At 73.8% G+C, this 23,461-nt stretch carries 20 protein-coding genes; 10 read left to right on the forward strand and 10 right to left on the reverse strand.

Annotated elements, in window-relative coordinates; genetic code table 11:
- Positions 1–151: 151 nt before the first annotated feature.
- Both purB and mug read left to right on the forward strand, forming a co-directional pair.
- On the forward strand, positions 152–1,585 hold the full coding sequence (gene purB / locus AC4BDD_RS02185; protein WP_490689247.1) for an adenylosuccinate lyase: 1,434 nt from the start codon (positions 152–154) through the stop codon (positions 1,583–1,585).
- On the forward strand, positions 1,582–2,115 hold the full coding sequence (mug, locus tag AC4BDD_RS02190) for a G/U mismatch-specific DNA glycosylase (protein ID WP_490691623.1): 534 nt from the start codon (positions 1,582–1,584) through the stop codon (positions 2,113–2,115). The genes purB and mug overlap by 4 nt, the downstream gene beginning before the upstream one ends.
- 18 nt (positions 2,116–2,133) lie before the next feature.
- Here mug and AC4BDD_RS02195 read toward each other — a convergent pair whose 3' ends face one another.
- Positions 2,134–2,574, reverse strand: a complete 441-nt coding sequence (locus AC4BDD_RS02195) for a hypothetical protein (protein WP_490689248.1) — start codon at positions 2,572–2,574, stop codon at positions 2,134–2,136.
- Between the two features lie 171 nt (positions 2,575–2,745).
- Between AC4BDD_RS02195 and AC4BDD_RS02200 the strand changes: the two genes are divergently transcribed.
- Positions 2,746–3,960 (forward strand): ROK family protein, encoded by a 1,215-nt coding sequence (locus AC4BDD_RS02200; protein WP_490689249.1) that lies wholly within the window; start codon positions 2,746–2,748, stop codon positions 3,958–3,960.
- A 107-nt stretch (positions 3,961–4,067) separates the two neighbouring features.
- Here the strand turns inward: AC4BDD_RS02200 and AC4BDD_RS02205 are convergent, their stop codons facing one another.
- Positions 4,068–4,820, reverse strand: a complete 753-nt coding sequence (locus AC4BDD_RS02205) for a GntR family transcriptional regulator (RefSeq protein WP_490689250.1) — start codon at positions 4,818–4,820, stop codon at positions 4,068–4,070.
- A gap of 256 nt (positions 4,821–5,076) precedes the next feature.
- On the opposite strand from AC4BDD_RS02205, the gene AC4BDD_RS02210 reads away from it, so the two are divergent.
- From AC4BDD_RS02210 to AC4BDD_RS02220, 3 genes are all read left to right on the forward strand, one after another.
- Positions 5,077–5,823 (forward strand): SDR family oxidoreductase, encoded by a 747-nt coding sequence (locus tag AC4BDD_RS02210; protein WP_490689251.1) that lies wholly within the window; start codon positions 5,077–5,079, stop codon positions 5,821–5,823.
- Between the two features lie 130 nt (positions 5,824–5,953).
- Positions 5,954–6,784: an alpha/beta fold hydrolase gene (locus AC4BDD_RS02215; RefSeq protein ID WP_490689252.1), complete on the forward strand. Its 831-nt coding sequence runs from the start codon at positions 5,954–5,956 to the stop codon at positions 6,782–6,784.
- Positions 6,785–6,926: 142 nt separating this feature from the next.
- On the forward strand, positions 6,927–8,372 hold the full coding sequence (locus AC4BDD_RS02220) for a glyceraldehyde-3-phosphate dehydrogenase (RefSeq protein ID WP_490689253.1): 1,446 nt from the start codon (positions 6,927–6,929) through the stop codon (positions 8,370–8,372).
- A 66-nt stretch (positions 8,373–8,438) separates the two neighbouring features.
- Here AC4BDD_RS02220 and AC4BDD_RS02225 read toward each other — a convergent pair whose 3' ends face one another.
- Positions 8,439–10,523 carry a HelD family protein gene (locus AC4BDD_RS02225; protein WP_490689254.1) on the reverse strand — a complete coding sequence of 695 codons (2,085 nt, stop codon included), beginning with the start codon at positions 10,521–10,523 and terminating at the stop codon, positions 8,439–8,441.
- A 47-nt stretch (positions 10,524–10,570) separates the two neighbouring features.
- Positions 10,571–11,215, reverse strand: coding sequence for a TetR/AcrR family transcriptional regulator (locus AC4BDD_RS02230; RefSeq protein WP_490689255.1), 645 nt, complete (start codon positions 11,213–11,215; stop codon positions 10,571–10,573).
- A 250-nt stretch (positions 11,216–11,465) separates the two neighbouring features.
- Between AC4BDD_RS02230 and AC4BDD_RS02235 the strand changes: the two genes are divergently transcribed.
- From AC4BDD_RS02235 to AC4BDD_RS02245, 3 genes are all read left to right on the forward strand, one after another.
- On the forward strand, positions 11,466–13,046 hold the full coding sequence (locus AC4BDD_RS02235; RefSeq protein WP_490689256.1) for an alkaline phosphatase D family protein: 1,581 nt from the start codon (positions 11,466–11,468) through the stop codon (positions 13,044–13,046).
- Between the two features lie 132 nt (positions 13,047–13,178).
- Entirely contained in the window at positions 13,179–14,453 is a 1,275-nt protein-coding gene (locus tag AC4BDD_RS02240; RefSeq protein WP_490689257.1) for a GNAT family N-acetyltransferase, read from the forward strand.
- A gap of 207 nt (positions 14,454–14,660) precedes the next feature.
- Positions 14,661–16,340 (forward strand): DUF885 domain-containing protein, encoded by a 1,680-nt coding sequence (locus AC4BDD_RS02245; RefSeq protein WP_490689258.1) that lies wholly within the window; start codon positions 14,661–14,663, stop codon positions 16,338–16,340.
- A 103-nt stretch (positions 16,341–16,443) separates the two neighbouring features.
- Here AC4BDD_RS02245 and AC4BDD_RS02250 read toward each other — a convergent pair whose 3' ends face one another.
- The 3 genes from AC4BDD_RS02250 to AC4BDD_RS02260 all read right to left on the reverse strand — a co-directional run bounded on the left by AC4BDD_RS02250 (position 16,444) and on the right by AC4BDD_RS02260 (position 17,616).
- The gene (locus AC4BDD_RS02250; protein ID WP_490689259.1) at positions 16,444–16,815 is read right to left on the reverse strand and encodes a toxin Doc; all 372 of its coding nucleotides are present in this window, start codon (positions 16,813–16,815) and stop codon (positions 16,444–16,446) included.
- Complete coding sequence (locus tag AC4BDD_RS02255) at positions 16,815–17,048, reverse strand: hypothetical protein (RefSeq protein WP_490689260.1); 234 nt, start codon at positions 17,046–17,048, stop codon at positions 16,815–16,817. The genes AC4BDD_RS02250 and AC4BDD_RS02255 overlap by 1 nt, the downstream gene beginning before the upstream one ends.
- Positions 17,049–17,127: 79 nt before the next feature.
- Complete coding sequence (locus AC4BDD_RS02260) at positions 17,128–17,616, reverse strand: rhodanese-like domain-containing protein (RefSeq protein ID WP_490689261.1); 489 nt, start codon at positions 17,614–17,616, stop codon at positions 17,128–17,130.
- A gap of 94 nt (positions 17,617–17,710) precedes the next feature.
- Between AC4BDD_RS02260 and AC4BDD_RS02265 the strand changes: the two genes are divergently transcribed.
- Entirely contained in the window at positions 17,711–18,157 is a 447-nt protein-coding gene (locus AC4BDD_RS02265; RefSeq protein ID WP_490689262.1) for an Lrp/AsnC family transcriptional regulator, read from the forward strand.
- Positions 18,158–18,181: 24 nt separating this feature from the next.
- On the opposite strand, the gene AC4BDD_RS02270 is transcribed toward AC4BDD_RS02265, so the two are convergent.
- From AC4BDD_RS02270 to AC4BDD_RS02280, 3 genes are all read right to left on the reverse strand, one after another.
- The gene (locus tag AC4BDD_RS02270; protein WP_490689263.1) at positions 18,182–21,316 is read right to left on the reverse strand and encodes an AAA family ATPase; all 3,135 of its coding nucleotides are present in this window, start codon (positions 21,314–21,316) and stop codon (positions 18,182–18,184) included.
- The gene (locus tag AC4BDD_RS02275; protein WP_490689264.1) at positions 21,313–22,479 is read right to left on the reverse strand and encodes an exonuclease SbcCD subunit D; all 1,167 of its coding nucleotides are present in this window, start codon (positions 22,477–22,479) and stop codon (positions 21,313–21,315) included. The genes AC4BDD_RS02270 and AC4BDD_RS02275 overlap by 4 nt, the downstream gene beginning before the upstream one ends.
- A gap of 180 nt (positions 22,480–22,659) precedes the next feature.
- On the reverse strand, positions 22,660–23,337 hold the full coding sequence (locus tag AC4BDD_RS02280; RefSeq protein WP_490689265.1) for a CBS domain-containing protein: 678 nt from the start codon (positions 23,335–23,337) through the stop codon (positions 22,660–22,662).
- Between the last annotated feature and the right edge of the window lie 124 nt (positions 23,338–23,461).

Here is a 23,461-nt window from a genome sequence, read left to right on the forward strand (position 1 = left end):
CCATTGGCGACAAACCGGACCCACGCCACGAGGGGGTGGGATCCGGACGAAGGCCCTCCGACACACCAAAGCGGTTCTGACCAGCAGATTCGCTGGTCAGAGCGACTCCCGGCTGCTGGGCCGGGCCATACCGCCAGTAGACTCTGGACACGTGACTGTGAAGCCGCGCATCCCGAACGTCCTGGCCGGCCGCTACGCCTCCGCGGAGCTGGCCGTCCTGTGGTCCCCCGAGTACAAGGTGACGCTGGAGCGGCGGCTGTGGCTCGCCGTGCTGCGCGCCCAGAAAGACCTCGGGATCGAGGTGCCGGACAGCGCCCTCGCCGACTACGAGCGGGTGCTGGAGACCGTCGACCTGGCCTCGATCGCCGAGCGCGAGAAGGTCACCCGGCATGATGTGAAGGCCCGCATCGAGGAGTTCAACGCGCTCGCCGGGCATGAGCACGTCCACAAGGGCATGACCTCCCGCGACCTCACCGAGAACGTCGAGCAGCTGCAGATCCGGCTCTCGCTGGAGCTCGTCCGGGACCGCACCGTCTCCGTCCTCGCCCGGCTCGGCAAGCTCGCCGCCGACCACGCCGAGCTGGTCATGGCGGGCCGCTCGCACAATGTCGCCGCGCAGGCCACCACGCTGGGCAAGCGCTTCGCGACCGCCGCCGACGAGCTGCTGGTGGCCTTCGGCCGGCTGGAGGACCTGCTGGACCGCTACCCGCTGCGGGGCATCAAGGGTCCGGTCGGCACCGCTCAGGACATGCTCGACCTGCTGGGCGGGGACGCCGCCAAGCTGGCCGAGCTGGAGCGGCGGATCGCCGCCCACCTGGGCTTCGGCCACGCCTTCACCTCGGTCGGCCAGGTCTACCCCCGCTCGCTGGACTACGACGTGGTGACCGCTCTGGTGCAGCTGGCCGCGGCCCCGTCCTCGCTGGCCAAGACCATCCGGCTGATGGCCGGGCACGAGCTGGTGACCGAGGGCTTCAAGCCGGGTCAGGTCGGCTCGTCCGCGATGCCGCACAAGATGAACACCCGCTCCTGCGAGCGGGTGAACGGCCTCGCGGTGATCCTGCGCGGCTACGCCTCGATGACCGGCGAGCTGGCCGGCGACCAGTGGAACGAGGGCGACGTGTCCTGCTCCGTGGTGCGCCGGGTCGCGCTGCCGGACGCCTTCTTCGCCTTCGACGGGCTGCTGGAGACCTTCCTGACGGTGCTCGACGAGTTCGGCGCCTTCCCGGCCGTGGTCTCCCGCGAGCTCGACCGCTACCTGCCCTTCCTGGCCACCACCAAGGTGCTCATGGGAGCGGTACGGGCCGGGGTGGGCCGTGAGGTCGCGCACGAGGCGATCAAGGAGAACGCCGTGGCGACCGCGCTGGCCATGCGCGAGCAGGGCGCCGAGCGCAACGACCTGCTGGACAAGCTGGCCGCCGACGACCGCCTCCCGCTGGACCGGGCGGAGCTGGACGCGCTGATGGCCGACAAGCTGTCCTTCACCGGCGCGGCGGCCGACCAGGTCCACTCCGTGGTCGCCCGGATCGAGGAGATCGCCAAGCGGCACCCGGAGGCCGCGGCCTACACGCCGGGGGCGATCCTCTGACACCCGAGGAGCTCGAGGCCTTCCGCGACCGCACCGTGCCGGATGTGGTCGCGGAGGGCTTGCACGTGCTCTTCTGCGGGATCAACCCGGGGCTGATGACGGCCGCGACCGGCCACCATTTCGCCCGGCCGGGCAACCGCTTCTGGCCGGTCCTGCATGCCTCCGGCTTCACGCCCCGCCGCCTCCAGCCGTCCGAGCAGGACCAGTTGCTCGCCTTCGGACTGGGCATCACCAATGTCGTGGCACGCCCCAGCGCACGGGCCGACGAACTCAGCGACGCCGAGTACCGCGAGGGCGGGCGGCTGCTGGCCGAGAAGGTGGAGCGGCTGCGGCCACGGTGGCTCGCGGTGGCCGGAGTCACCGCCTACCGGGTGGCCTTCGGCGACAAGCGCGCCCAGATCGGGCGGCAGGAGCGGACCATAGGCTCCACCCGCGTCTGGGCCCTGCCCAACCCCAGCGGGCTCAACGCCCACTGGACGCTGGAGCGGATGGCCGAGGAATTCGCCCGCCTGCGGGCCGCGGCCTTCTGACCACCTGCCGCCGGCAGCTCAGCGGACGTCCTCCTCCCCTATCGCGACGATCAGCTGGATCGGCAGCTCCCGATCCCCCTGGCCCATCCCGACCGCCACCCATCGGCCGTCCACCCGCCAGGCGCTCAGCGTCCCCACATAGCCGCACAGCGAGTCCAGCGGGGGCGGCACCGGCTCACCCAGCGCGGAGCGCTCCAGGTGATCGGTGAGATCGAGGTCCTCCGGCGCGCCCCAGCGGTCCGACAGCGCCTGGACGAGCGATGCCAGCTCGGCCTCGAACTCCTCCTCCACCTCGATCACCCGGCTGAGGTCCTCGTCCCAGAACGACTCGCTCACCCTCAGGTCGGCTATGTGGTAGCCGGGCCCGCTCCGCACCCGGTCCGCCCAGCCGTCCCGGTCGGGAAAGCCGCGGGCGCGCAGCGCGTCGATCACGGCCAGGTGCCGGAGATGAGTCGTCATACCGTCAGTAAAGCGCCCGGCTCTGACAGTTGGCCGATCGCGCGCGGCGGGAGGTGCCGGCACCGGCGATCCGTGACCGGCCGCCTCGCCGCGGAGCCGGCGGGGCAGCGCTCGCCGCTCCCCAGCTCAGCGGATACGATCCGGCAGACACGCACAGGTAGGGAGGCCGACGTGGCGCGGCTCACCGGCGGAGACCCGTCTCTGCTGCGGCGCATCAACTCCGCCGTGGTCCTGCACGCGCTGCGCACGGCCGCCGGCCGCGGGTCCGCGGCGCCGGCTGACACCGCCGCGGGCATGCCGGGCGCGGCCACGCTGACCGACCTGGTCCGGGTGACGGGCCTGTCCCGGCCCACCGTGGAGGGCGTCGTCGAGGGGCTGATCGGCAGCGGTCTGGTCGTGGAGGCGCCTGCCGAGGGCGGCGAGGTGCGCCGCCAGGGCCGGCCGGCGCGCAGGTTCCGGTTCCGCGCCGAGGCCGGGCATCTGCTCGGCGTGGAGATCGGCTCGCACCGGGTCGCGGCGCTGCTGTCCGATCTGGACGGGCGGGTGCTGGGCTCGGCCGTGCGGGAGGTGCCCGAGAGCGCGTCGGCGGACGAGCGGCTGGAGCGGGTGCGTGCCACCGTCGCCGAGCTGCTGCGCCGTCAGGGCGTGGCACGCGATTCGCTGCGGGCGGTCGGTGTGGGCACCCCGGGCATCGTGGAGGCCGGCGGCACCGTACGGCTGTGCACCGCCCTTCCGGGGTGGACCGGGCTGCCCCTCGGGGATCGCCTGAAGCGGTCGTTCCGCTGTCCGGTGCTGGTGGAGAACGACGCCAACGCGGCGGCCGTCGCGGAGCATTGGAAGGGCGCGGCGGTCGGATCCGAGGACGTGGTCTTCGTCCTGGCCGGGCTGAGCCCGGGGGCCGGGGCGCTGATCGCCGGCCGGCTGCACCGGGGGTTCGGCGGCGCGGCCGGGGAGATCGGCGCCCTGCATCTGCTGGGCCGGGAGGCCGCTCCGGAGCAGGTGCTGTCGACGACCGGGGAGCCGCTGCTTCCGCTGGACGAGGAGCAGGTGGCCCGGGTGTTCGCCCTCGCCCAGGAGGGGGACCGGGCGGCCCGGGAGGCGGTCGCGCGGTTCATCCGGCGGCTGGTGCACGATGTGGCGGCGCTGGTGCTGGCCCTGGATCCCGAGGTGGTGGTGGTCGGCGGCTGGGCGGCGGGGCTGGACGGCGTGCTGGACCCGCTGCGCGAGGAGCTGTCGCGGTACTGCCTGCGGCCGCCGCTGGTCGCCCAGTCGGTGCTGGGTGAGGCGGCGGTGGCGACCGGTGCGCTGCGACTCGCCCTCGATCACGTGGACGAGGAGCTGTTCGCGGTGGAGAGCACGGTCACGGCCCGCCGCCCGACCCACTGACCGGCCCGCCGGGCCCGCTGACGAACGGGCTGCCGGGCCGGCTTCGCGCTGGTTCTCGGTGGTTCGGGGTGGTTCGGGGTGGTTCGCGGTGACGGGGCTCGGGCGGGTCAGCCGGCGAGCAGGTGGACACCACCGCCGGTGTCGCCGAAGGTGAGCCGGCAGGTGTCGGCGCGGTAGGTGGCCACCGCGACGGCGGCGGTGCGGCCCTCGGCGTAATAGCGGGTGGTGACGAGGAGGACGGGCGCGCCGGGTAGCCGGTCGAGCTCCTTGGCGTCATCGGCGCGGGCGGATCCCAGCTCCACGGCCTGGTCCTGGCCTTCGAGGGCCAGGCGCTGCAGCTCGCGCAGCACCGCGCGGGCGCGGGCGGCACCGCTGGGGGTGTCGATGGAGCTGAGGCCCGGGACGGACTCGGCCGGGACATAGAGGAGTTCGGCGGCGAGCGGCTGGCTGTGCGAGGTGCGGGTGCGCCGCACCACGTGCACCGTCGCGTCCGGCGCCGTCTCCAGCAGCCGGGCCACCGCGGCGGGGGGCACCGCTTCATCGGAGTCGACGGGCTGCCAGGTGTCGGCGGTGTCGCCCGCGCCGGGCCACGCCTGCCGGGAATCGCCGACCGCGACACCCACCCGGGGCGGCGCGACGGTGGTGCCGACGCCGCGGCGGCGCTGCAGCCGCCCTTCCAGCTCGAGCTGCTCCAGCGCCTGCCGGAGCGTGGCGCGCGCCACGCCGAAGCGGGCGGCCAGCTCACGTTCGTTGGGGAGGATCTCGCCTACGGCGAACTCGGAGTCGAGCGCCTCGCTGAGCACGGTCTTCAGATGCCAGTACTTCGGCTCCGGCACCGATTCGAGCTGCGTGGTCCCCACCCTGTCCTCCGCGATCGCCTGCTGAGCTCCGCCGTACCCGACCGGTACTTGCGTCCCGGAAGAGTTATGCGCGCTTCTTTATTAAAGGTTGTTGCAGTATGTATGCCTGCGACCATAAGACGACGCACCCCCTTGGTCAAGACCAATCATCGATCCATTACCGTCGCCCGAGAGGCGGATCCGCGCGGCGTTCACAGGGTGTTCGCGTACCGGGAGTCCGCCCACCGAACAGAAGGCCGGAAGAACGGGGCGGGCGATGAAGCAGGTCACAGTGGTCACCGGTGGGAGCCGGGGCATCGGCGCGGCGGTCGCCCTCCGGCTGGCCAGGGCCGGGCATGACATCGCCCTCGGCTATGAGCGCGCCAAGGACGCGGCGCTCGAATCGGCGGCAGCGGTGCGCGCCGAGGGCGTGCGCTGCGTGGTCGTCCGGCTGGACACCAGCGTCGAGGAAGAGGTCGAGGCGCTGTTCGACGCCGCCCGCGAGGAGCTTGGGCCGGTGACCGGACTGGTCAACAACGCCGGGATCACCGGCCCGTTGGGCCGGTTCACCGAGACCTCGCCCGAGGTCATGCGCCGGGTGGTGGATGTCAACGTGACCGGCGCGCTGCTGTGCGCGCGGCGTGCGGCCCGTGAGATGTCCACCCGTCACGGCGGGCAGGGCGGAGCGATCGTCAATGTCTCGTCCGGCGCCGCGACCACGGGCAGCCCCGGGGAGTACGTGCACTACGCGGCCAGCAAGGCCGCGGTCGACGCGATGACGACCGGCCTGTCGAAGGAGCTGGCGGGCGAGGGCATCCGGGTCAACTCGGTGCAGCCCGGCATGACGCTGACCGACATCCACGCCGCGATGGGCGACCCCGAGCGGCCGTGGCGGAACCCCGCCCGGGTGCCGCTGGGCCGCCCCGCCGAGGCGGACGAGATCGCGGCGGCGATCGCCTGGCTGATGTCCCCGGAGGCGTCGTACACCACCGGCGCGGTGCTGCGGGTCGCGGGCGGGCTGTAGCCCCCACCACTCGCCGCCCGGGCGGATCCGGGCCCACGCCGCGCTGACACTTACCAATCGGTAACTCTTGCTGACATGCTGTCTCCCAAGTCCAGGAGATCCGGGAGAGCCCAGAAGCGAGGAGTCCCGCATGGCCACGACCGTCGCCGTCCCCGTCGCCACCACCGCCGGGGAGCGCACCGCCCACATCGTCTGTGAACGGCGGGGGGCCGGCGAGCCGCTGGTGCTGCTGCACGGCATCGGCCACCACTGGCAGGCGTGGGAGCCGGTGCTGGACATCCTGGCCGGGACGCGCGAGGTCATCGCCGTCGACCTGCCCGGCTTCGGAGCCTCCTCGGCGCTGCCGGACGGGGTGGACTACGACCTGACCGGTGTGCTGCCGGTGCTGTCCGGCCTCTTCGCGGAGCTGGACCTCGACCGCCCGCATGTGGCCGGCAACTCGCTCGGCGGGCTGCTGGCCCTGGCACTGGGCCGCGCCGGGCTCGTGCGCTCCGTCACCGCCCTGTCCCCCGGCGGTTTCTGGAACGAGCCCGAGCGCCGTTACGCCTACACCGTCCTGAACGGGCTGCGGGTCGGCGCGCGGCTGCTGCCCCCGCCCGTCGTGCGGGGGCTCGCCCGGAGCGTGCCCGGCCGGGCCGTGCTCACCAGCACCATCTACGCCCGGCCCGGGCGGCGGTCCCCCGAGGCGGTGGTCGCCGAGACGGCGGCGATGCGCGCCGGTACCGGCTTCGCCGCCACCCTCGCGGCCGGCCGGCATCTCCGCTTCACCGACGACCTGCCGGACCTCCCGGTCACCATCGCCTGGGGCAGCCGGGACCGGGTGCTGCTGCACCGGCAGGGCGTGCGGGCCAAGCGCGTGATCCCCGGCGCCCGGCTGATCCGGCTGCCCGGCTGCGGCCATGTGCCGATGAACGACGATCCCGCCCTGGTCGCCCGCGTCATCCTGGACGGCAGCCGCTGACCGGACGAGGCGCTCGCGGCACGGCGAGGGGGGCCGGGCCGGCTGCTCAGGGGGGCGCTATCCCGCTCAGGTGGCACCCCAGAGACGATCAGAAAAACGTGGGGTTAGCATATGAGCGCCGCCTAGCTCGAAAGATACGCCTGTGACTGTCAACGACGACTCGTTCACTAACTGGAAGAACCGCGAGGAGATCGCGGAGTCGATGATCCCGATCATCGGGAAGCTGCACCGCGAGCGGGACGTCACCGTCCTGCTGCACAGCCGCTCCTTGGTGAACAAGTCGGTGGTCAGCATCCTGAAGACCCATCGGTTCGCCCGGCAGATCGCGGGTGAGGAGCTCTCGGTCACCGAGACGCTGCCGTTCCTGCAGGCCCTCACCGCGCTCGACCTCGGCCCGTCCCAGATCGACATCGGCATGCTGGCCGCGACGTACAAGACCGACGACCGCGGTCTGTCGGTGGAGGCGTTCACCGCCGAGGCCGTCGCCGGGGCCACCGGCGCCAACAAGATCGAGCGCGGCGAGGGACGCGACGTCGTCCTCTACGGGTTCGGCCGCATCGGCCGCCTCGTCGCCCGCCTGCTGATCGAGAAGGCCGGCTCCGGCAACGGTCTGCGGCTGCGCGCCATCGTCGTGCGCGGCGGCGGGGAGGCGGACCTGGTCAAGCGCGCCTCGCTGCTGCGCCGCGACTCCATCCACGGCCAGTTCAACGGCACGATCACGGTCGACGAGGCGAACAGCACGATCGTCGCCAACGGCAACGCGATCCGGGTGATCTACGCGAACGACCCGTCGGAGGTCGACTACACCGCGTACGGCATCAAGGACGCCATCCTCATCGACAACACCGGCAAGTGGCGGGACCGCGAGGGCCTCTCCAAGCACCTGCGCCCCGGTGTCGACAAGGTCGTCCTGACCGCGCCGGGCAAGGGCGACGTGCCCAACATCGTGCACGGCGTCAACCACGACATGATCAAGCCGGACGAGCAGATCCTGTCCTGCGCCTCCTGCACCACCAACGCGATCGTCCCGCCGCTGAAGGCCATGGACGACGAGTTCGGCGTACTGCGCGGCCACGTGGAGACCGTCCACTCGTTCACCAACGACCAGAACCTGCTGGACAACTACCACAAGGCCGACCGCCGCGGCCGCTCGGCGCCGCTGAACATGGTCATCACCGAGACCGGTGCCGCCTCCGCCGTCGCCAAGGCGCTGCCGGACCTCAAGGCCCCGATCACCGGCAGCTCGATCCGCGTGCCCGTGCCGGACGTCTCGATCGCGATCCTCAGCCTGCGCCTGGGCCGCGAGACCACCCGCGAGGAGGTCCTCGACTACCTCCGTGACGTCTCGCTGCACTCGCCGCTGAAGCGCCAGATCGACTTCACCACCGCCCCCGACGCCGTCTCCATGGACTTCGTCGGCTCGCGCCACGCCTCGATCGTCGACGCCGGTGCCACCAAGGTCGACGGCGACAACGCGATCCTCTACCTGTGGTACGACAACGAGTTCGGCTACTCCTGCCAGGTCATCCGCGTCGTCCAGCACGTCTCCGGGGTGGAGTACCCGACCTACCCCGCGCCGCTGGCCTGACCGCGGCCGCTGCCGGGGCCCGTTTCACCGGCCCCGGCAGCGCACGGCGCCCCCCGGTAGCGGGCCCTAGGCTCCGGCGAGGGCCGTGGGCAGGGGGCGGGTGTGCAGGACGTCCAGCCGGGACACCGCCCTGGTGAGCACGACATACAGCCGGTGCAGTCCGCGCGGTTCGGCGTCCACGATGGCGGCCGGTTCGACCACCACCACATGGTCGTACTCCAGCCCCTTGGCGACGGACGCCGCGAGCACGGTGACCGCGCCCGCCTCCTCCGCCTCGTCCGGTGCCACGGCCCGGATCCCCTCGGCCTGTAGCGCCGCGCGGATCCGGGCCACTTCGCTGTCGGCGGCGATCACCCCGACCGACCCCGCCCGCTCCCGGGCCGCGCGCACCGTGGCGAGGAGTGCGGCCGGCAGGTGCTCGTCGGTCGCCCGGCGGATGCGCAGCTCGCCGTCGGCGCGCAGCGAACGGGCCGGCGGCACGTCGACATCGAGTGCGCCCAGCAGCCGGTTGGCGAGCGCGACGACTGCGGCGGGCACCCGGAAGCCGGTGGTCAACGGGGCTATGGTGGCCTGCGGCTTGCCGAGGTGGGTGAGGTGTTCGCGCCAGTCGCGGGCCGCCCAGGGGGTGGTGCCCTGGGCGAGGTCGCCCAGCACCGTCAGGGAGCCGAAGTCGCTGCGCCGGGCGATGGCGCGGCACTCCATCGGGGAGAGGTCCTGCGCCTCGTCGACGACGACGTGGCCGTAGCCCGCCGGACGCTCGATCAGCGCGGCGACCTCGTCGATGAGCACCAGGTCGGCGGCGGACCACCGGGCGCTCTTGGGTGACTTCGGCGGGGTGGCCCACAGCAGCGCCCGCTGCGCCTCGGCGTCCAGCAGGCCGTCCGCGGCGGCGGCCAGCGCCTGAGGCGCGCCGAGCAGTTCGGCGACGACCTCCTCCGGCCGCACGGTGGGCCACACGGCGTCCAGGAAGGCGGTGACCGGCCTGGCCCGGCCCATCCGGCGCAGCCACGCGGCGTTCGGCGGCCCCGCGCGGCGTTCGGCCTGGCTCTGGAGGAGCGAGACCACCCGTGAGCGGAGCCGTTCCCGGCCGACCGCGTAGGGCGGGGCCTCCTCGCGCACCTCGGCGACGACGCGGGCCAGTTCCTCGGTGCCGATGCGCCAGCGGTAGGAGCCGTCGGGGACGGCGACCGGCTCGCCGGGGGTGCGGACCCGGCCGTACAGCGCGCGGGCCAGCACCTCGGCCATGGGGGCGCTGTGTTTGACCGCGGCGGTGTCCGGGTCGTCGGTGGCGCGGATCTCCAGCCGGGGGCGGGCGATGAGGTCCGGCAGGGTGCACTGGCGTACGTCCACCTCGCCGAGTGCGGGCAGCACCTGCGAGATGTACCGCAGGAACGTGCGGTTGGGGCCGATGACCAGCATGCCGCCGCGGGCGATGCGCTGCGGGTGGGTGTAGAGGAGATAGGCCGCGCGGTGCAGGCCGACGGCGGTCTTCCCGGTGCCGGGCGCGCCCTGGACGCAGAGGGAGGTGGCCAGGTCGCCACGGACGAGGTCGTCCTGTTCGGGCTGGATGGTGGCGACGATGTCGCGCATCGGGCCGACCCGCGGCCGTTCGATCTCGGCGGCGACGATCCGGCCGACGGGGCCCGCCTCGTCGGGCGTGGCCGCCGCGGGCGGGTGGGCGAGCCACTCGTCCTCCAGGCTGGTGAGGTCTTCAGCGGTGCCGCTGCCCAGTGGCGCCCAGCCGAAGCGGCGGCGTACCGCGACGCCCTGCGGGGAGTGGGTGCCGGCCTGGTAGAAGGTGCGGGACACCGGCGCCCGCCAGTCGATGACCAGGGGCGGGGCCGCGGGGTGCGGAGCGATCCGGCGCCGGCCGATGTAGTAGCGCTGGCCTCGGTGGTCCCCGGCGTCCGCGTCGTGGCCGAAGTCGAGGCGGCCGAAGAAGGCGGGGCTGTCGGGCTCCTCGGCCAGCTCCTTGGCGTGGCTGCGCAGATACCGGCCGAGCACCTCGGCGTCGGCGCCGCTGCCGGAGACGTCCTCTCCGGAGATCACCCGTTCGTCGGCGGCCGTGACCATACCGGCCAGGGCCGCCCGGCAGCTGTCGACGTACCGGCGCTCGCCGGAGAGTTCGTCGACCGGGCCGTCTGCTGTCATCTGCCGTCCTTGTCAGGTGGTGGGGTCGGATGGGGCTGGGGCCGTGGTCAGCGGAAGTCGGACAGGCCGGACCGGAGCAGGCGGTGGGCGTGCTCGGCGGCGGCCAGCGCGTCGGGCCGGAGCCGGCGGGCGCTCGCGCCGGCCGCGATCCGGCGCCAGTTGTCCAGAGCCAGGACGCGCTGGGTGGTGAGGATCTGGCCGGCGGCGAGGCGGGCGGTGAGCTCCGCGTGCGGGCCGTCGTCCAGCAGCTCGCGCAGCGTGCCGGCCAGCGCCTCCTCGGCCCGGTCGGTGTAGGCGGAGAGGCGGGCGACCAGGCTGGGCGTGGAGTACACCAGCTGGTGGAAGGCGAGCACCGCCGGGTCGTCGCAGAGTCCGGTGACGGGGTCGTACCGCTCCAGGCCGGCGCGGAAGTGGTCCTGCAGCGCGGTCAGCGGCGACTGGCCGGCGGCGCGCGCCCGCACCACCCGGGCCGGCTCCTCCTGGTGGTCGGCGATGCGGTGCAGGACCAGGTCCTCCTTGCTCGGGAAGTAGCGGAAGAGGGTCGGCTTGGAGACCTCGGCGGCGGCTGCCACCTCGGCGACGGACACCTGGTCGAAACCCGATGCGAGGAAGAGGTCGATCGCGGTGTCGGAGATCGTCCGGAACATCCGCTGCCGCTTGCGGGTCCGCAGCCCTGGCTCACTGGTCGTCATGGTCCGACCCTAACAGATTTCGTTACCGGGTTAAGAATTTTACCGGGTTGCATTTCAGGGAACGGGACTCGGCCGACGAGGCCGGATGAGATGGGTCCGGGTGATGCGCGGGACGGCGTTCCGGCCGGGTACTTCCGGTGCGGCGGCACCCGTTGTTGACTGAGCGTTCGATTGCGGGACACCTCGTCCCGATAGCAACGAAACGGCACGGCGGATCACCGCCGTCGCTTTCGGCGACAGGAGGTTCCAGATGGCGCGGGGTTCGGGGGAAGCGGTCGGGCGGCGCGGGGTGCTGCGGGGCGCGGCCGGGGCGTCGGCGGCACTCGCCCTGCCGGCGGTGCCGCTGCTGTCCGGCGCGGCGCCCGCCCAGGCCCTCGCCGGGCGGCCGAGCGCCGACTGGGGTGTCCAGGTGGGCGATGTGACGACGCGTTCGGGGCTGGTCTGGGTGCGCTCCGACCGGCCGGCCCGGATGCTGGTCGAGACGTCCGCGACCGAGTCCTTCGCCCGGACCCGGCGCTGGCACGGCCCGCTGCTGGGCGCCGGCACCGACTTCACCGGCACCACGGCGCTGCACGGACTGCCGCCCGGCACCGAGGTCCACTACCGGGTGCTGCTCGCCGACCCCGACGACCCGCGGCGCACCTCGCAGCCGGTCCACGGAACGTTCCGCACCGCCCCGAGGAGCCGGCAGGGCGTGCGCTTCGTGTGGTCGGGCGATCTGGCGGGGCAGGGCTGGGGCATCAACCCGGACCGCGGCGGCTTCCGCGTCTTCGAGGAGATGCGCCGCCTGGACCCGGACTTCTTCCTGTGCAGCGGTGACACCATCTACGCCGACGGGCCGATCCTGCCGCGCGTCACCCTCCCGGACGGCACCATCTGGCGAAACGTTACGACGGAGGAGAAGTCGAAGGTCGCCGAGACCCTGGCGGAGTTCCGGGGCAACTTCCGCTACAACCTGCTCGATGAGAACCTGCGCCGGTTCAACGCCCAGCTGCCCACGATCGCCCAGTGGGACGACCACGAGGTGCACAACAACTGGTACCCGGGGCAGATCCTCACCGACGACCGCTACACCGAGAAGAGCGTGGACGTGCTGGCGGGCCGCGCGCGCCGCGCGTTCAGCGAGTACTTCCCGGTCTCCACCCTGCGGCCGGACCGCGAGGGCCGGGTCTACCGGGTGCTGCGGCACGGCCCGCTGCTGGATGTGTTCGTGCTCGACATGCGCGGCCACCGCAACGCCAACTCACCCGGCCGGCAGGCCGACGACACCCAGGGCATCCTCGGCGCCGAGCAGCTGGCCTGGCTGAAGCGGGAGCTGGCGCGGTCCCGGGCGGTGTGGAAGGTGATCGCCTCGGACATGCCGCTGGGGCTGGTCGTCACCGACGGGCCGGTGAACTTCGAGGCCGTGGCGCAGGGCGATCCCGGGGCGCCGCTGGGCCGCGAGCTCCAGATCGCCGAGCTGCTGCGGCACATCAAGCACCAGCGGATCACCGGCACGGTCTGGCTGACCGCCGATGTCCACTACACCTCCGCGCAGCACTACGACCCGGCACGGGCGGCGTTCACCGACTTCGCGCCGTTCTGGGAGTTCGTCTCCGGCCCCCTGCACGCGGGCGGCTTCCCGGCGATCAGGCTGGACGGCACCTTCGGACCCGAGCAGCCCTTCGTCAAGGCGCCGACCCGGGCCAATGTGCCGCCGAGCGAGGGCGGCCAGTACTACGGCGAGGTCGCCATCGACGGCGACAGCGGCGAGCTGACGGTCCGGCTGCGCGAGGAGGGCGGCGCGGTGCTGTTCACCAAGGTGCTCCAGCCCGGTCGGGTCGGCCAGTGAGTCCGACCCCGGAACGGCCCGCCAGATGGTTGAGCCGAGGACGAAACCGGGCAGGAGTGCACAAATGCCTCCTTTACCCATCGGACACAGTACGTTCGTGATCACGCAACACCGTTGGGCGAGGGTGTGTGTATGACTGAAAAGACTTCTGCGCACACCTCCCGCCACCACCGGCGGCGGGACCTCGTCGAACTCGCCCGCGCCTGGTGGTCCAGGCGGCACAGCCACGCACCCCCGTCGGACGCCGGGGATACCGGCGCCACAGCCGCCGCGTCGTCCGCCCCCGCCACGGCGGGGCCGGACGACGCGGGTACGACGCTGTGGCGGATGCGCACCACGGTGCGGGACGAGCCGGGCAGCCTGGCCGCGCTCTGCGGGGAGCTGGCCCACCACCGGGTCGACATCCTGACCCTCCAGACCCACCCGCTGGCGGACGGCACGGTCGACGAGTTCCTGCTGCGCGCCCCCGCCGCGCTCCAGCCCGGCGAGCTGACCCGCGCCGTCGCGGCCGGTGGCGGCCGCGACACCTGGGCGGAGCGGGCCGACACCCACGACCTGGTGGACACCCCGACCCGGATGCTGAACCTGGCGACCCGCACGGCACTGGACGCCGCCGAGCTGCCCCTCGCACTCCGCCAGTTGCTGGGCCGCTGCACCATCCACTCACTGCCCGCCACCTCGCTGCGCGGGCGGCCGCTGGGCGAGACGCTGCCGGTCGAGGGCGTGCTGGAGGGCACGGTGATGCGGCTGCGCGACCCGGCGGGCGGATCGATCAGCATCGAGCGCGCCTATCTGCCGTTCACCCCGACCGAGTTCGCGCGGGCCCGGGCCCTGGTCGAGCTGGACACCCGGCTCGGGCCGCGGATCCCGCGCCGCCGCGACGTCCTGACGCTGCCCGAGGGCAACGACATCGCCGTGCGCCGCGCCGACAGCCGCGATCTGCCCGCGGCACGCGCGATGCACGACCGGTGCTCCCCGGAGACGCTCGCCCAGCGCTACCACGGCCCGGTCGCGGACGCGGACCGCTACCTCGGCCACCTGCTGAGCCCGCGCTACGGCCGGACGCTGGCCGCCTTCACCCCCTCCGGGCGGCTGGTCGCCCTCGGCCATCTGCTGTGGGACGGCGACGAGACGGAGATCGCGCTGCTCGTCGAGGACGAGTGGCAGCGCCGCGGCATCGGCGCGGAGTTGCTGCGCCGCCTGGTGGCGATGGCCGGCCAGGCCCGCTGCGAGAGTGTCTATGTGGTGACGCGCTCGGCCAACACCGGCATGGTCGCGGCCATGCGCGGTCTCGGTCTGCCGCTGGGCTACCAGATCGAGGAGGGCACGCTGGTGATCACCGCCCGCCTGGCGGCCGCCGCCGAGCCCGCGTCCGAGCCGCTGCCGGCCCAACGCCCCGGCTGCTGAGCGAAGCTGACGCCGAGCGGGCCGAGCGCCGAACGGACCGGGGCCAAGCCGCCGCGCCGCCGCGTCCCTCGCGTGGCCCCCCGCGTGCTCCCTCGCGTGCCCAGGGGCGGTCCGGCCGCCGGGAGGCCCCGGTGCCGGTCCGCCCCGCCCGCATGGGCGCCCGAAACGGTAGTGACGGGGCGGCCCTCACCGTACGAGGATGGCCCCATGTCCGATACCGAGAAGCTGCTGCCCCGCCAGGTCGCCGACGCCTACGTCGACGCGCTCGTCCGACTCGACCCGATCACCGGCACGTATCTGGGCGTGTCGGAGTGCGCCCGGCGGCTGCCGGACTACTCCCCCGCCGGTCAGGAGGCGCTCGCCGATCTGGCTCGCGCCACCCTGGCGCGGCTCGCCGAGGCCGAGGAGCTGCCCGGTGCGGACAGCGACGCCGAGCGCCGCTGCGGGCGGTTGCTGCGGGAGCGGCTGACCGCCGAACTGGCCGTGCACGAGGCCCGGGAGCCGCTGCGGGCGGTCGGGAATCTGCACTCGCCGGTGCACTCGGTGCGTGGGGTGTTCACCGTCACCCCGACCGACACCGAGGAGGACTGGGCCGCCGTCGTGGAGCGGCTGCACGCCGTGCCCGCCGCGCTGGAGGGCTACCGCGTCTCGCTCGCCAAGGGCCTGGAGCTGGACCTGCCCGCGGGCCCGCGTCAGGTCGCCACCGTCGTCGGCCAGTTGGACGAGTGGATCGGCACCGGCCGCAGCTGGTTCCACGACTTCACCGCCGGCGGCCCCGAGGCCCTGCGCGCGGAGCTGGACGCGGCCGCATCCGTCGCGACCGGCGCCATCACCGAGCTGCGGGACTGGCTGCGCGATGTATACGGGCCCGGCGTCAAGGGTGCTCCGGAGGTCGTCGGCCGGGAGCGGTACGCCCGCTGGGCGCGCTACTGGAACGGCACCGACCTCGACCTGGACGAGGCGTACGCGTACGGCTGGTCGGAATTCCACCGGCTGCTGGGCGAGATGCGCGCCGAGGCGGCGAAGATCCTGCCCGGTGCCACGCCGTGGGAGGCGCTCCACCATCTGGAGACGCACGGCGAGGCCGTGGAGGGCGTGGAGGAGATCCGCGTCTGGTTGCAGCGGCTGATGGACGAGGCGATCGAGGCGCTGGACGGCACGCACTTCGACCTGGCCGAGCGGGTCAAGCGCGTGGAGTCGATGATCGCCCCGCCGGGCAGCGCGGCCGCGCCGTACTACACCGAGCCGTCGCTGGACTTCTCCCGGCCGGGCCGCACCTGGCTGCCGACGATGGGCCAGACCCGCTTCCCGGTCTATGACCTGGTGTCCACCTGGTACCACGAGGGCGTGCCCGGCCACCATCTGCAACTGGCCCAGTGGGCGCACGTCGCCGACCGGCTCTCCCGCTACCAGGCGACGATCGGCGGGGTGAGCGCGAACGCCGAGGGCTGGGCGCTGTACGCGGAGCGGCTCATGGACGAGCTGGGCTTCCTGACCAACGCCGAGCGGCGGCTGGGCTACCTGGACGCGCAGATGATGCGGGCGCTGCGGGTGATCGTGGACATCGGGATGCACCTGGAGCTGGAGATTCCGGCGGACTCCCCGTTCCATCCCGGTGAGCGCTGGACGCCGGAGCTGGCGCAGGAGTTCTTCGGCCTGCACTGCGGCCGGCCGGCGGACGTCATCGAGAGCGAGCTGGTGCGCTACCTCGGTCTGCCGGGGCAGGCGATCGGCTACAAGCTGGGCGAGCGGGCCTGGCTGACCGGCCGGGAGGCGGCGCGGGCGCGGCACGGCGCGGCGTTCGACCTGAAGAAGTGGCACATGGCCGCGCTCTCGCAGGGCTCGCTGGGCCTGGACGACCTGGTCGAGGAGCTCTCCGCGCTCTGAGACGGCGGCGGGGCGGGGCGCGCCGGCCGGCTCTGGGCCGGGGCCGCCCCGCCCGCCCCTCCCCTGACGAGTGAAGAGTCAAGGGGTCCGGGGCCGGCGCCGCTCAGATGCGCCAGCCGCGGATCCGGTCGGCGCACTCGTAGACGTCGACGCGGTACTCCTTGATGTCCCGGGCGAGGTCCACGATGGCTCCGTACGGCGGATCTATGCCCTCGCCGGTGGCGGCCATGTAGGCGACGACCACCATGCAGGCGTACAGGCTGCTGCGCGCGGGCAGCGGCTGCAGGCGCACCAGGGAGTGCATCAGGGCTGCCGCGCGCCAGGCCGCGTCGGGCTCGTGGTCGAACTTCGCGACGTCGAAGGCGTGCCGGGAGACGGCGGCGGCCAGCGCGGTGTAGTCGTGCACGGCGGGTTCGTCGTACAGCTTCTGCTCCTGGACTCCGAGGAGCCAGGGCAGATCGATGCGCAGGTTCATCAGGCCGCCGCGCCCCGGTCGTCGGCCGGGGGCACTTCCTCCGGGAACGCGGCGTCGAACTCGGCGATGTGCTCGTTCCAGAACTTCACGGCGTGCTGCACGAAGACCCGGCGCTGCTGTTCCCGGACGGAGAGATCGTGCACATACGCCTTGATGCTCTTGCCGTCGGCTGCCGCGGCCTCACGAATCGCCGCGAGTTCCTCGTCGGTGAACTCGATGTTGAGTGCAGGCATGCCGGTCACGGTACCGGATCGGTACCGGAAGAGGTACGGACCCGCTGGGTGCTCGTCGCCACACCACTCCGCCGGTCGATCAGCAGCCGCAGTCGTCGGAGCCGATGGGGGCGGTCAGCGGGTCGGCCGGGCGCTGCTCGGTGCCTTCCCAGGTCTCGACCGCGTACCCCTCGCGGATCCAGTACTCGATGCCGCCGAGCATCTCCTTGACCTGGTAGCCCAGTCGGGCCAGGGCGAGCGCGGCGCGGGTCGCGCCGTCGCAGCCGGGTCCCCAGCAGTAGACGACGACCGGGACGGACGGGTCGAGCAGCGCGGGCGCCTGTTCGGGGATGAGCGCGGTCGGCAGGTGCACCGCGCCGGGCACGTGGCCCTGGTCCCATGCCGGGGTGGAGCGCGAGTCGACGACGGTGAATCCGGGGTCGCCGGCCGCCAGGGAGCCATGCACATCGGCCACGTCGGTGTGGAAGGCGAGGCGGGAGGCGAAGTAGGCGACCGCGTCCGCGGGGGGTGCGGGCGGGGTGGAGAGAACCGGGCTGACGGCGCTGACCTGCGGTGATGTGCTGTTCATGGCAGAAAATCTACGGAGTGCGAGCCCCTGCGGGAAGGGAGGATCCCCGGTGCTTTTCTTGATCGACCGGGGATTCCCCTGCTAGACAGCGGGAATGACCGACTATTCCCCGGACGCCACCGACTGGCGCATTCTCGACGCTCTCCAGACCAACGGCCGGGTGGGCTTCGCCGAGCTCGCGCGGATCGTGAACATGTCCGCGAGCGCGGTGACCGAGCGGGTGCGGCGGCTGGAGGAGGCGGGGATCGTCACGGGTTACACCGCCGTGGTGGACCCCGAGCGGCTGGGCCTGCCGGTGCTCGCGTTCGTCCGGCTGCGCTATCCGAACGCCAACTACAAGCCATTCCACGATCTGATCGCCGCCTCGCCGGAGATCCTGGAGGCGCACCATGTCACCGGCGACGACTGCTTCGTCATCAAGGTGGCGGCACGTTCGATGCGCCACCTGGAGGAGGTGGCCGGGCGGATCGGCGCGCTCGGATCGGTGACCACCAGCGTGGTGTACTCCTCGCCGCTGGCCCGCCGCGCCCTCTCGCAGTGAACCGGAACCGAACGGGATCGGTCCCTACTCGGGGCTCCGGTGCCGGACCGTGGAGCCGGTGCGCCCCTTGACGACCTCCAGCTGGACCGGGACGCGTTGCCGCAGGTCCGCGACATGGCTGACGATGCCGACGGTGCGGTCGCGCTCGCGCAGTGAGTCCAGTACGTCGAGGACCTCGTCGAGCGTCTGCTCGTCCAGGCTGCCGAACCCCTCGTCGATGAAGAGGGTGTCCAGCCGGGTGCCGCCCGCCTCGTCGGTGACGACGTCGGCGAGCCCCAGGGCCAGGGCCAGGGAGGCGAAGAAGGTCTCGCCGCCGGAGAGGGTGGCGGTGTCCCGCTCGGCCCCGGTCCAGGAGTCGATGACGTGCAGGCCCAGCCCCGAACGGCGGCCGCCGGACCGCTCGTCGGAGTGGACCAGGGTGTAGCGCCCGGCGGACATGTGCGTCAGCCGGGCGCTGGCGGCGGCCGCGACCTGCTCAAGCCGGGCGGCCAGCACATAGGACTCCAGCCGCATCTTGCGGTCGTTGTCCGCGGAGGTCCCGGCCGCCAGGGAGGCCAGCCGGGCGACCCGGTCGTGGGCCACGCGCAGCGGGGCGAGGTGCCGGGCGTCCTCGACCGCCTGCCGGGAGAGCCGGTCCAGCTCGGCGCAGCGGGTCCGGGCGGCCGCGTCCCGGGCGGACGCCTCGCGCAGCGCGCGGGTGGCCGCGTCGGCCGCCGCCCGGGCGGCCGGCAGATCGGCGTCAGGGGCCTGGCCCGCGGCCGCCGTGGCGGGGTCGGCGAGCTCGGCGGCCACCGCCTTGGACTCGCTGTGCCACTGCTCCAGACGGCCTTCGAGCGCACGCTTGGGTGCCTCGGCCAGCACCGCGTCGGCCGCGGCCTGCGGGGTGGCGAATCCGGCCCGGAAGGCGGCGTCAGCGAGGCCCGCGTCGGCGTCCTTCAGCCGCTGGGCGGCGGCCTGCGCGCCGTGCGCGGCCTCGGCCGCCTCGGCGAGCAGCGCGACCCGGCGCTCGGTGACGGTGGCGCGCTCGGCCACGCTGGCGGCCCCGTCCCGGGCCTCGGCCAGCTGCTCTTCCAGGCCGGTCCGCTCCCGGACCAGCGCCTCGCGGTGGGAGGTACGGGCGGCGGTGCGGCGCTCGGCGGCCTGTGCCTGCGTGCGGCGGCGCTCGTATTCGCGCTCGGCGTGCGCGAGGGCTTCGCGGGCGGGGTGCCCGTCGGCGGCGGTGGCCCGGGCGGCGGCGCAGTCGGCCCGCAGCGCCTCCACGGCGCGGGCCAGTTCCTCGGTGGCGGCGCCGCCGGCTCCGGCCTCGGCGGCCGCGGCGGCCGCCCGCGCCTGCTGCGCGCGCTCCTCGGCGGTCTGCCATGCCGCCTCGGCCCGCTCGTAGGCGGCGAGCGCCCGCTCCTCCGCGGCCCGGTCGACGTGGCCGGTCTCCGGGCGGGCGGGGCGGGGGTGTTCGGGTGATCCGCAGACCGCGCACGGCTCGCCGGGGTGCAGCCCGGCGGCGAGTTCGGCGGCGATTCCGCGCAGCCGCCGCTCCTTGAGGTCGAGCCAGCGCTCGCGGGCGGCGGCGGACTCCTGACGGGCGTGCAGCGAGCGCTCCCCCGTCTCGCGGGTCTGCTCGGCGAGCCGGTCGCGTTCCCGGGCGGCGGCCAGCCGTGCCTCGGCCTGCTCCAGCTGGGCGGCGAGCTGCCCGGCGCGGGTGGCGGCGGCGTCCGCATCGGCGATGCGCCGCTGGTGTGCCGCCCGGGTGGGTTCCCAGCCGGCGAGCCATACGGCGGCGTCGTGGGCGGCCTCCTCGTCGGCGCGGCTCTCCCGGTCCAGGGCGGCGATCTCGGCGACGATGTCGGCGGCGCGCTGTTCGGCGCGGCGGGCCGCGGCGAGCGCTCCGAGGTCTTCCCGCAGCCGCCGCTCCAGCTCCGCGAGCCGCTCGGCGGGGGCGTCGGCGAGCTGCGGGGGCAGCTGGGCGCGGGCGCGCCGCTCGGCGGCGGTGGCGGTGTGGTGCTCTGCTGTCGCGGCCTCCCGCAGGCTCAGTGCGGGGGCGACGGCCTCGGCGGTGCGCGCCCGCTCCAGCCGGGCGGCGAGCTGCTCGAACTCGCCGCGCGTCCGGTCGAGTTCGGCGGCGCGCCGCCGGGCGTCGGCGTGCCGGCGCTGCAGCCGGGCCAGCTCCCGTACGTCGTCCAGGGCGTGGGCCGCGGCCCGGTGTGCGGCTTCCGCGGTGGACACCGCCACGGCGGCGATGTCGCGGTGTTCCCGCGCGGCGGCGCGGGCCACCGCGGCCCACTCCAGCACGGCCTCGGCCAGCCCCGGCTCACCGGGCGCCGGGGTGCCGCGGCCGGCACGGGCCGCGCCGCCGGGCCGGGCCGCGCGGGTCCGTCCGCGCGAACCGGAACGCTGGTCCGGCACGGCCGGGGCCGCGGCGGCTGCCGGGCCTGCCGGGCCTGCCGGGCCTGCCGGGGTCAGAGGTTCCAGCCGCGCGAGGCCGGCGCTGTCCCCGGCGGCCTGGGCCATCCGGTGTGCCAGCGCCAGCAGGCGCTCGTCGCCGGCCACGACCTGCTTCTCGGCATCCCGCCGCAGCTCGGCCAGGCGCTCCTCGGCGGCGGCGAACCTGCTGGTGTCGAAGAGCCGGCCCAGCAGCTTGCCGCGCGCCTCGGCGTCGGCGCGCAGGAAGCGTGCGAAGTCGCCCTGCGGCAGCAGCACCACCTGGCAGAACTGCTCCTTGCTCATGCCCAGCAGTTGGCCGATCTCCTCACCGATCTCCTGGTGGGAGCGGCTCAGCCCGCACCAGGTGCCGTCCGCGGCCCGCTCACGCAGCTCGCTGTGCGCCTTGTCGGTGGTGAAGCCGGAGCCGCGGCTCTTGGGGCGGGGCTGCTGGGGGCGGCGGGTGATCTCCAGCCGCCGCCCGGCGACGGTGAATTCCAGGACGACCTCGGTGCGGACGTGCGGCTCGGCGTGGTCGCTGCGCGGGGTGAAGCCGGTGCCCTGGCGGGCGCCGGGCAGCCCTGCGTACAGCGCGTAGCAGACCGCGTCCAGGACGGAGGTCTTGCCCGCGCCGGTCTGTCCGTGCAGCAGGAACAGGCCGGCGGTGGACAGCTCGTCGAAGTCGACCTGCTGGGTGCCGCCGAACGGCCCGAAGGCGGTGATGGTCAGCCGGTGCAGCCTCACCGCGCCACCTCGCGCAGCGTCTGGTCGACCCGGACGTCGTCCAGGGCGCCGGTGAGCACGGCGCGCTCCGCGTCGTCCGGTCCCTGGCCGCCGCGCACATGGGCGACGAAGTCCTCCGCGATCTGCTGGTCACTGCGGCCGCGCAGCCGCTGGGCGTAGCCGCCGCCCGGCTCCTCGGCGGCGCGCTCGGGGGCGAAGACGATGCTCACCACGTGCGGGAAGCGCGCGGCGAGCTTGGCCATCGGCTCCTGCGGCCGGACGGGGTCGGTGAGGGTGGCCTCCACCCAGGCGTCCTGGTGGGCGTCGAGCGCGGGGTCGGCGAGCAGCTCCTCCAGGTGCCCGCGCAGCCGGGCCAGCCGCCGCGGCACCGGGCAGTCGACCCGCTCCGCGGTCAGCTCGCCGCCGGCGCCCAGGTCGATCAGCCACATCGACTTGCGGTGGTCGGCCTCGGAGAAGGAGTACGCGAGCGGGGAGCCGGAGTAGCGCACCCGCTCGGAGATGGTCTGGCAGCCGTGCAGGTGGCCCAGCGCCACGTAGTCGACGCCGTCGAAGATCTCGGCCGGGACGGAGGCGACGCCGCCGACGGTGATGTCCCGCTCGCTGTCGCTGGGCGCGCCGCCGGTGACGAAGGCGTGGGCCAGGACGACGGAGCGGGTGCCTGTCGGGCGCGCCGCGAGATCGGCGCGCACCCGGTCCATGGCGGCCGAGAGGACGGCGGCGTGTCCTGCCCGGGCGACCGTGAACTCGGCTGCCACCAGGGCGGGTTCCAGATAGGGCAGTCCGTAGAAGGCGAGGTCGCCGTGGTCGTCGCGGAGCACCACCGGGGTGGCGCAGCCGGCGGGGTCGGTCCGCAGATGGATCCCGGCCCGCTCCATGAGTCCGGCGCCGACGCCGAGCCGGCGGGCCGAGTCGTGGTTGCCGGAGATCAGCACGGTGGGCACGCCGAGGTCGGCGAGCCGGTGCAGCGCCTCGTCGAAGAGCTCGACGGCGGACAGCGGCGGGATGGCGCGGTCGTAGACGTCGCCCGCGATCAGCACCGCGTCCACCCGGTGCTCCTGGACGGTCCGCACCAGATGGCCGACGAAGTCGCGCTGCGCCTGGTGCAGGCCGATGCGGTGGAAGGAGCGCCCCAGATGCCAGTCGGAGGTGTGCAGAATCCTCACAGCACCGCCCCGACCCGCATGTTCACCGCTCCTCTGCCTCCGCGACCAGCACGGAACCAGCACGGGCACCGCTGTCGGCACCGACCACGTTAGCGTCGTTCGGCACCGCGTCCGTCACCGACCTCGGTTTTCACGCCACCGGCTCGGCCGGGCCGTCGGCGGTACGGGGCGGTGAGCGGCTCAACCTCCGAGGGTGGAGGCCCCTGGGGTGTCGTCGGTGCGGTAGGTGAGGTGCTCGGTGACGGAGACGACTCCGTCGACGCCCTTGCACAGTCGGACGATCACCGGGATCAGGCTCCTCGCCTCCACCGAGCCGGAGAGCGAGACCTGGCCTTCGTGGACCTCGACCGTCACCTCGGACGGGGCGAAGTGCAGGGTCCGGCGCAGCAGGTCCACGGTGATCTCGTCGCGAATGCCGTCGTCCGGGCGGAGGAAGATCCTCAGCAGGTCGCCGCGGCTGATGACGCCCTGCAATCTGTCGGCCTCGTCCACCACGGGCAGCCGCTTGACGTCGTGGACCGACATCAGACGCGCCGCCTCGGTGACCGTCCACTCGGGGCGTGCGCAGATCGCGGGGGCCGTCATCAGCTCCTCGGCCGTGGCCCCCTCGGCCTCGGCGCGTTCCCACGCCTCCAGGTGCGGCAGCGGCAGCAAGCCCGCCGGATCCGCCTGCCCGGAGGACTTCCGCAGCAGATCGGCCTCCGAGACAACGCCGATCGGACGGTCCTGGTCGTCCACCACGGGTACGGCGGTGACGGCATTGTCCGAGAGCAGCTTGACGATCTCCTTGAACGGCATGCCGCGCGGGGCCCGGACGACCCCCCGGGTCATGAGCTCTCCGACCGTACGGTGATGCACGCGTGGTCACTCCCTCCAGGTCCAGCCTGGCAGGGCCCGGCCGCCCTCGCACATCGCGGTGCGGCGCCCTTCGGCTCAGCCGTCGCGGTCGTCCCCGTGTCCCGATCGGCCTCCGATTGCGCCA

This window comes from Streptomyces sp. JLBT605 (assembly GCF_058215555.1).

Excerpts from the sequence above, each read along its gene's own strand:
- AC4BDD_RS02195 (WP_490689248.1), bottom strand. The coding sequence starts at position 2,574 with ATGACGACTCATCTCCGGCACCTGGCCGTGATCGACGCGCTGCGCGCC.
- AC4BDD_RS02210 (WP_490689251.1), top strand. The coding sequence starts at position 5,077 with ATGAAGCAGGTCACAGTGGTCACCGGTGGGAGCCGGGGCATCGGCGCG.
- AC4BDD_RS02215 (WP_490689252.1), top strand. The coding sequence starts at position 5,954 with ATGGCCACGACCGTCGCCGTCCCCGTCGCCACCACCGCCGGGGAGCGC.
- AC4BDD_RS02225 (WP_490689254.1), bottom strand. The coding sequence starts at position 10,523 with ATGACAGCAGACGGCCCGGTCGACGAACTCTCCGGCGAGCGCCGGTAC.
- AC4BDD_RS02230 (WP_490689255.1), bottom strand. The coding sequence starts at position 11,215 with ATGACGACCAGTGAGCCAGGGCTGCGGACCCGCAAGCGGCAGCGGATG.
- AC4BDD_RS02235 (WP_490689256.1), top strand. The coding sequence starts at position 11,466 with ATGGCGCGGGGTTCGGGGGAAGCGGTCGGGCGGCGCGGGGTGCTGCGG.
- AC4BDD_RS02240 (WP_490689257.1), top strand. The coding sequence starts at position 13,179 with ATGACTGAAAAGACTTCTGCGCACACCTCCCGCCACCACCGGCGGCGG.
- AC4BDD_RS02245 (WP_490689258.1), top strand. The coding sequence starts at position 14,661 with ATGTCCGATACCGAGAAGCTGCTGCCCCGCCAGGTCGCCGACGCCTAC.
- AC4BDD_RS02250 (WP_490689259.1), bottom strand. The coding sequence starts at position 16,815 with ATGAACCTGCGCATCGATCTGCCCTGGCTCCTCGGAGTCCAGGAGCAG.
- AC4BDD_RS02255 (WP_490689260.1), bottom strand. The coding sequence starts at position 17,048 with ATGCCTGCACTCAACATCGAGTTCACCGACGAGGAACTCGCGGCGATT.
- AC4BDD_RS02260 (WP_490689261.1), bottom strand. The coding sequence starts at position 17,616 with ATGAACAGCACATCACCGCAGGTCAGCGCCGTCAGCCCGGTTCTCTCC.
- AC4BDD_RS02265 (WP_490689262.1), top strand. The coding sequence starts at position 17,711 with ATGACCGACTATTCCCCGGACGCCACCGACTGGCGCATTCTCGACGCT.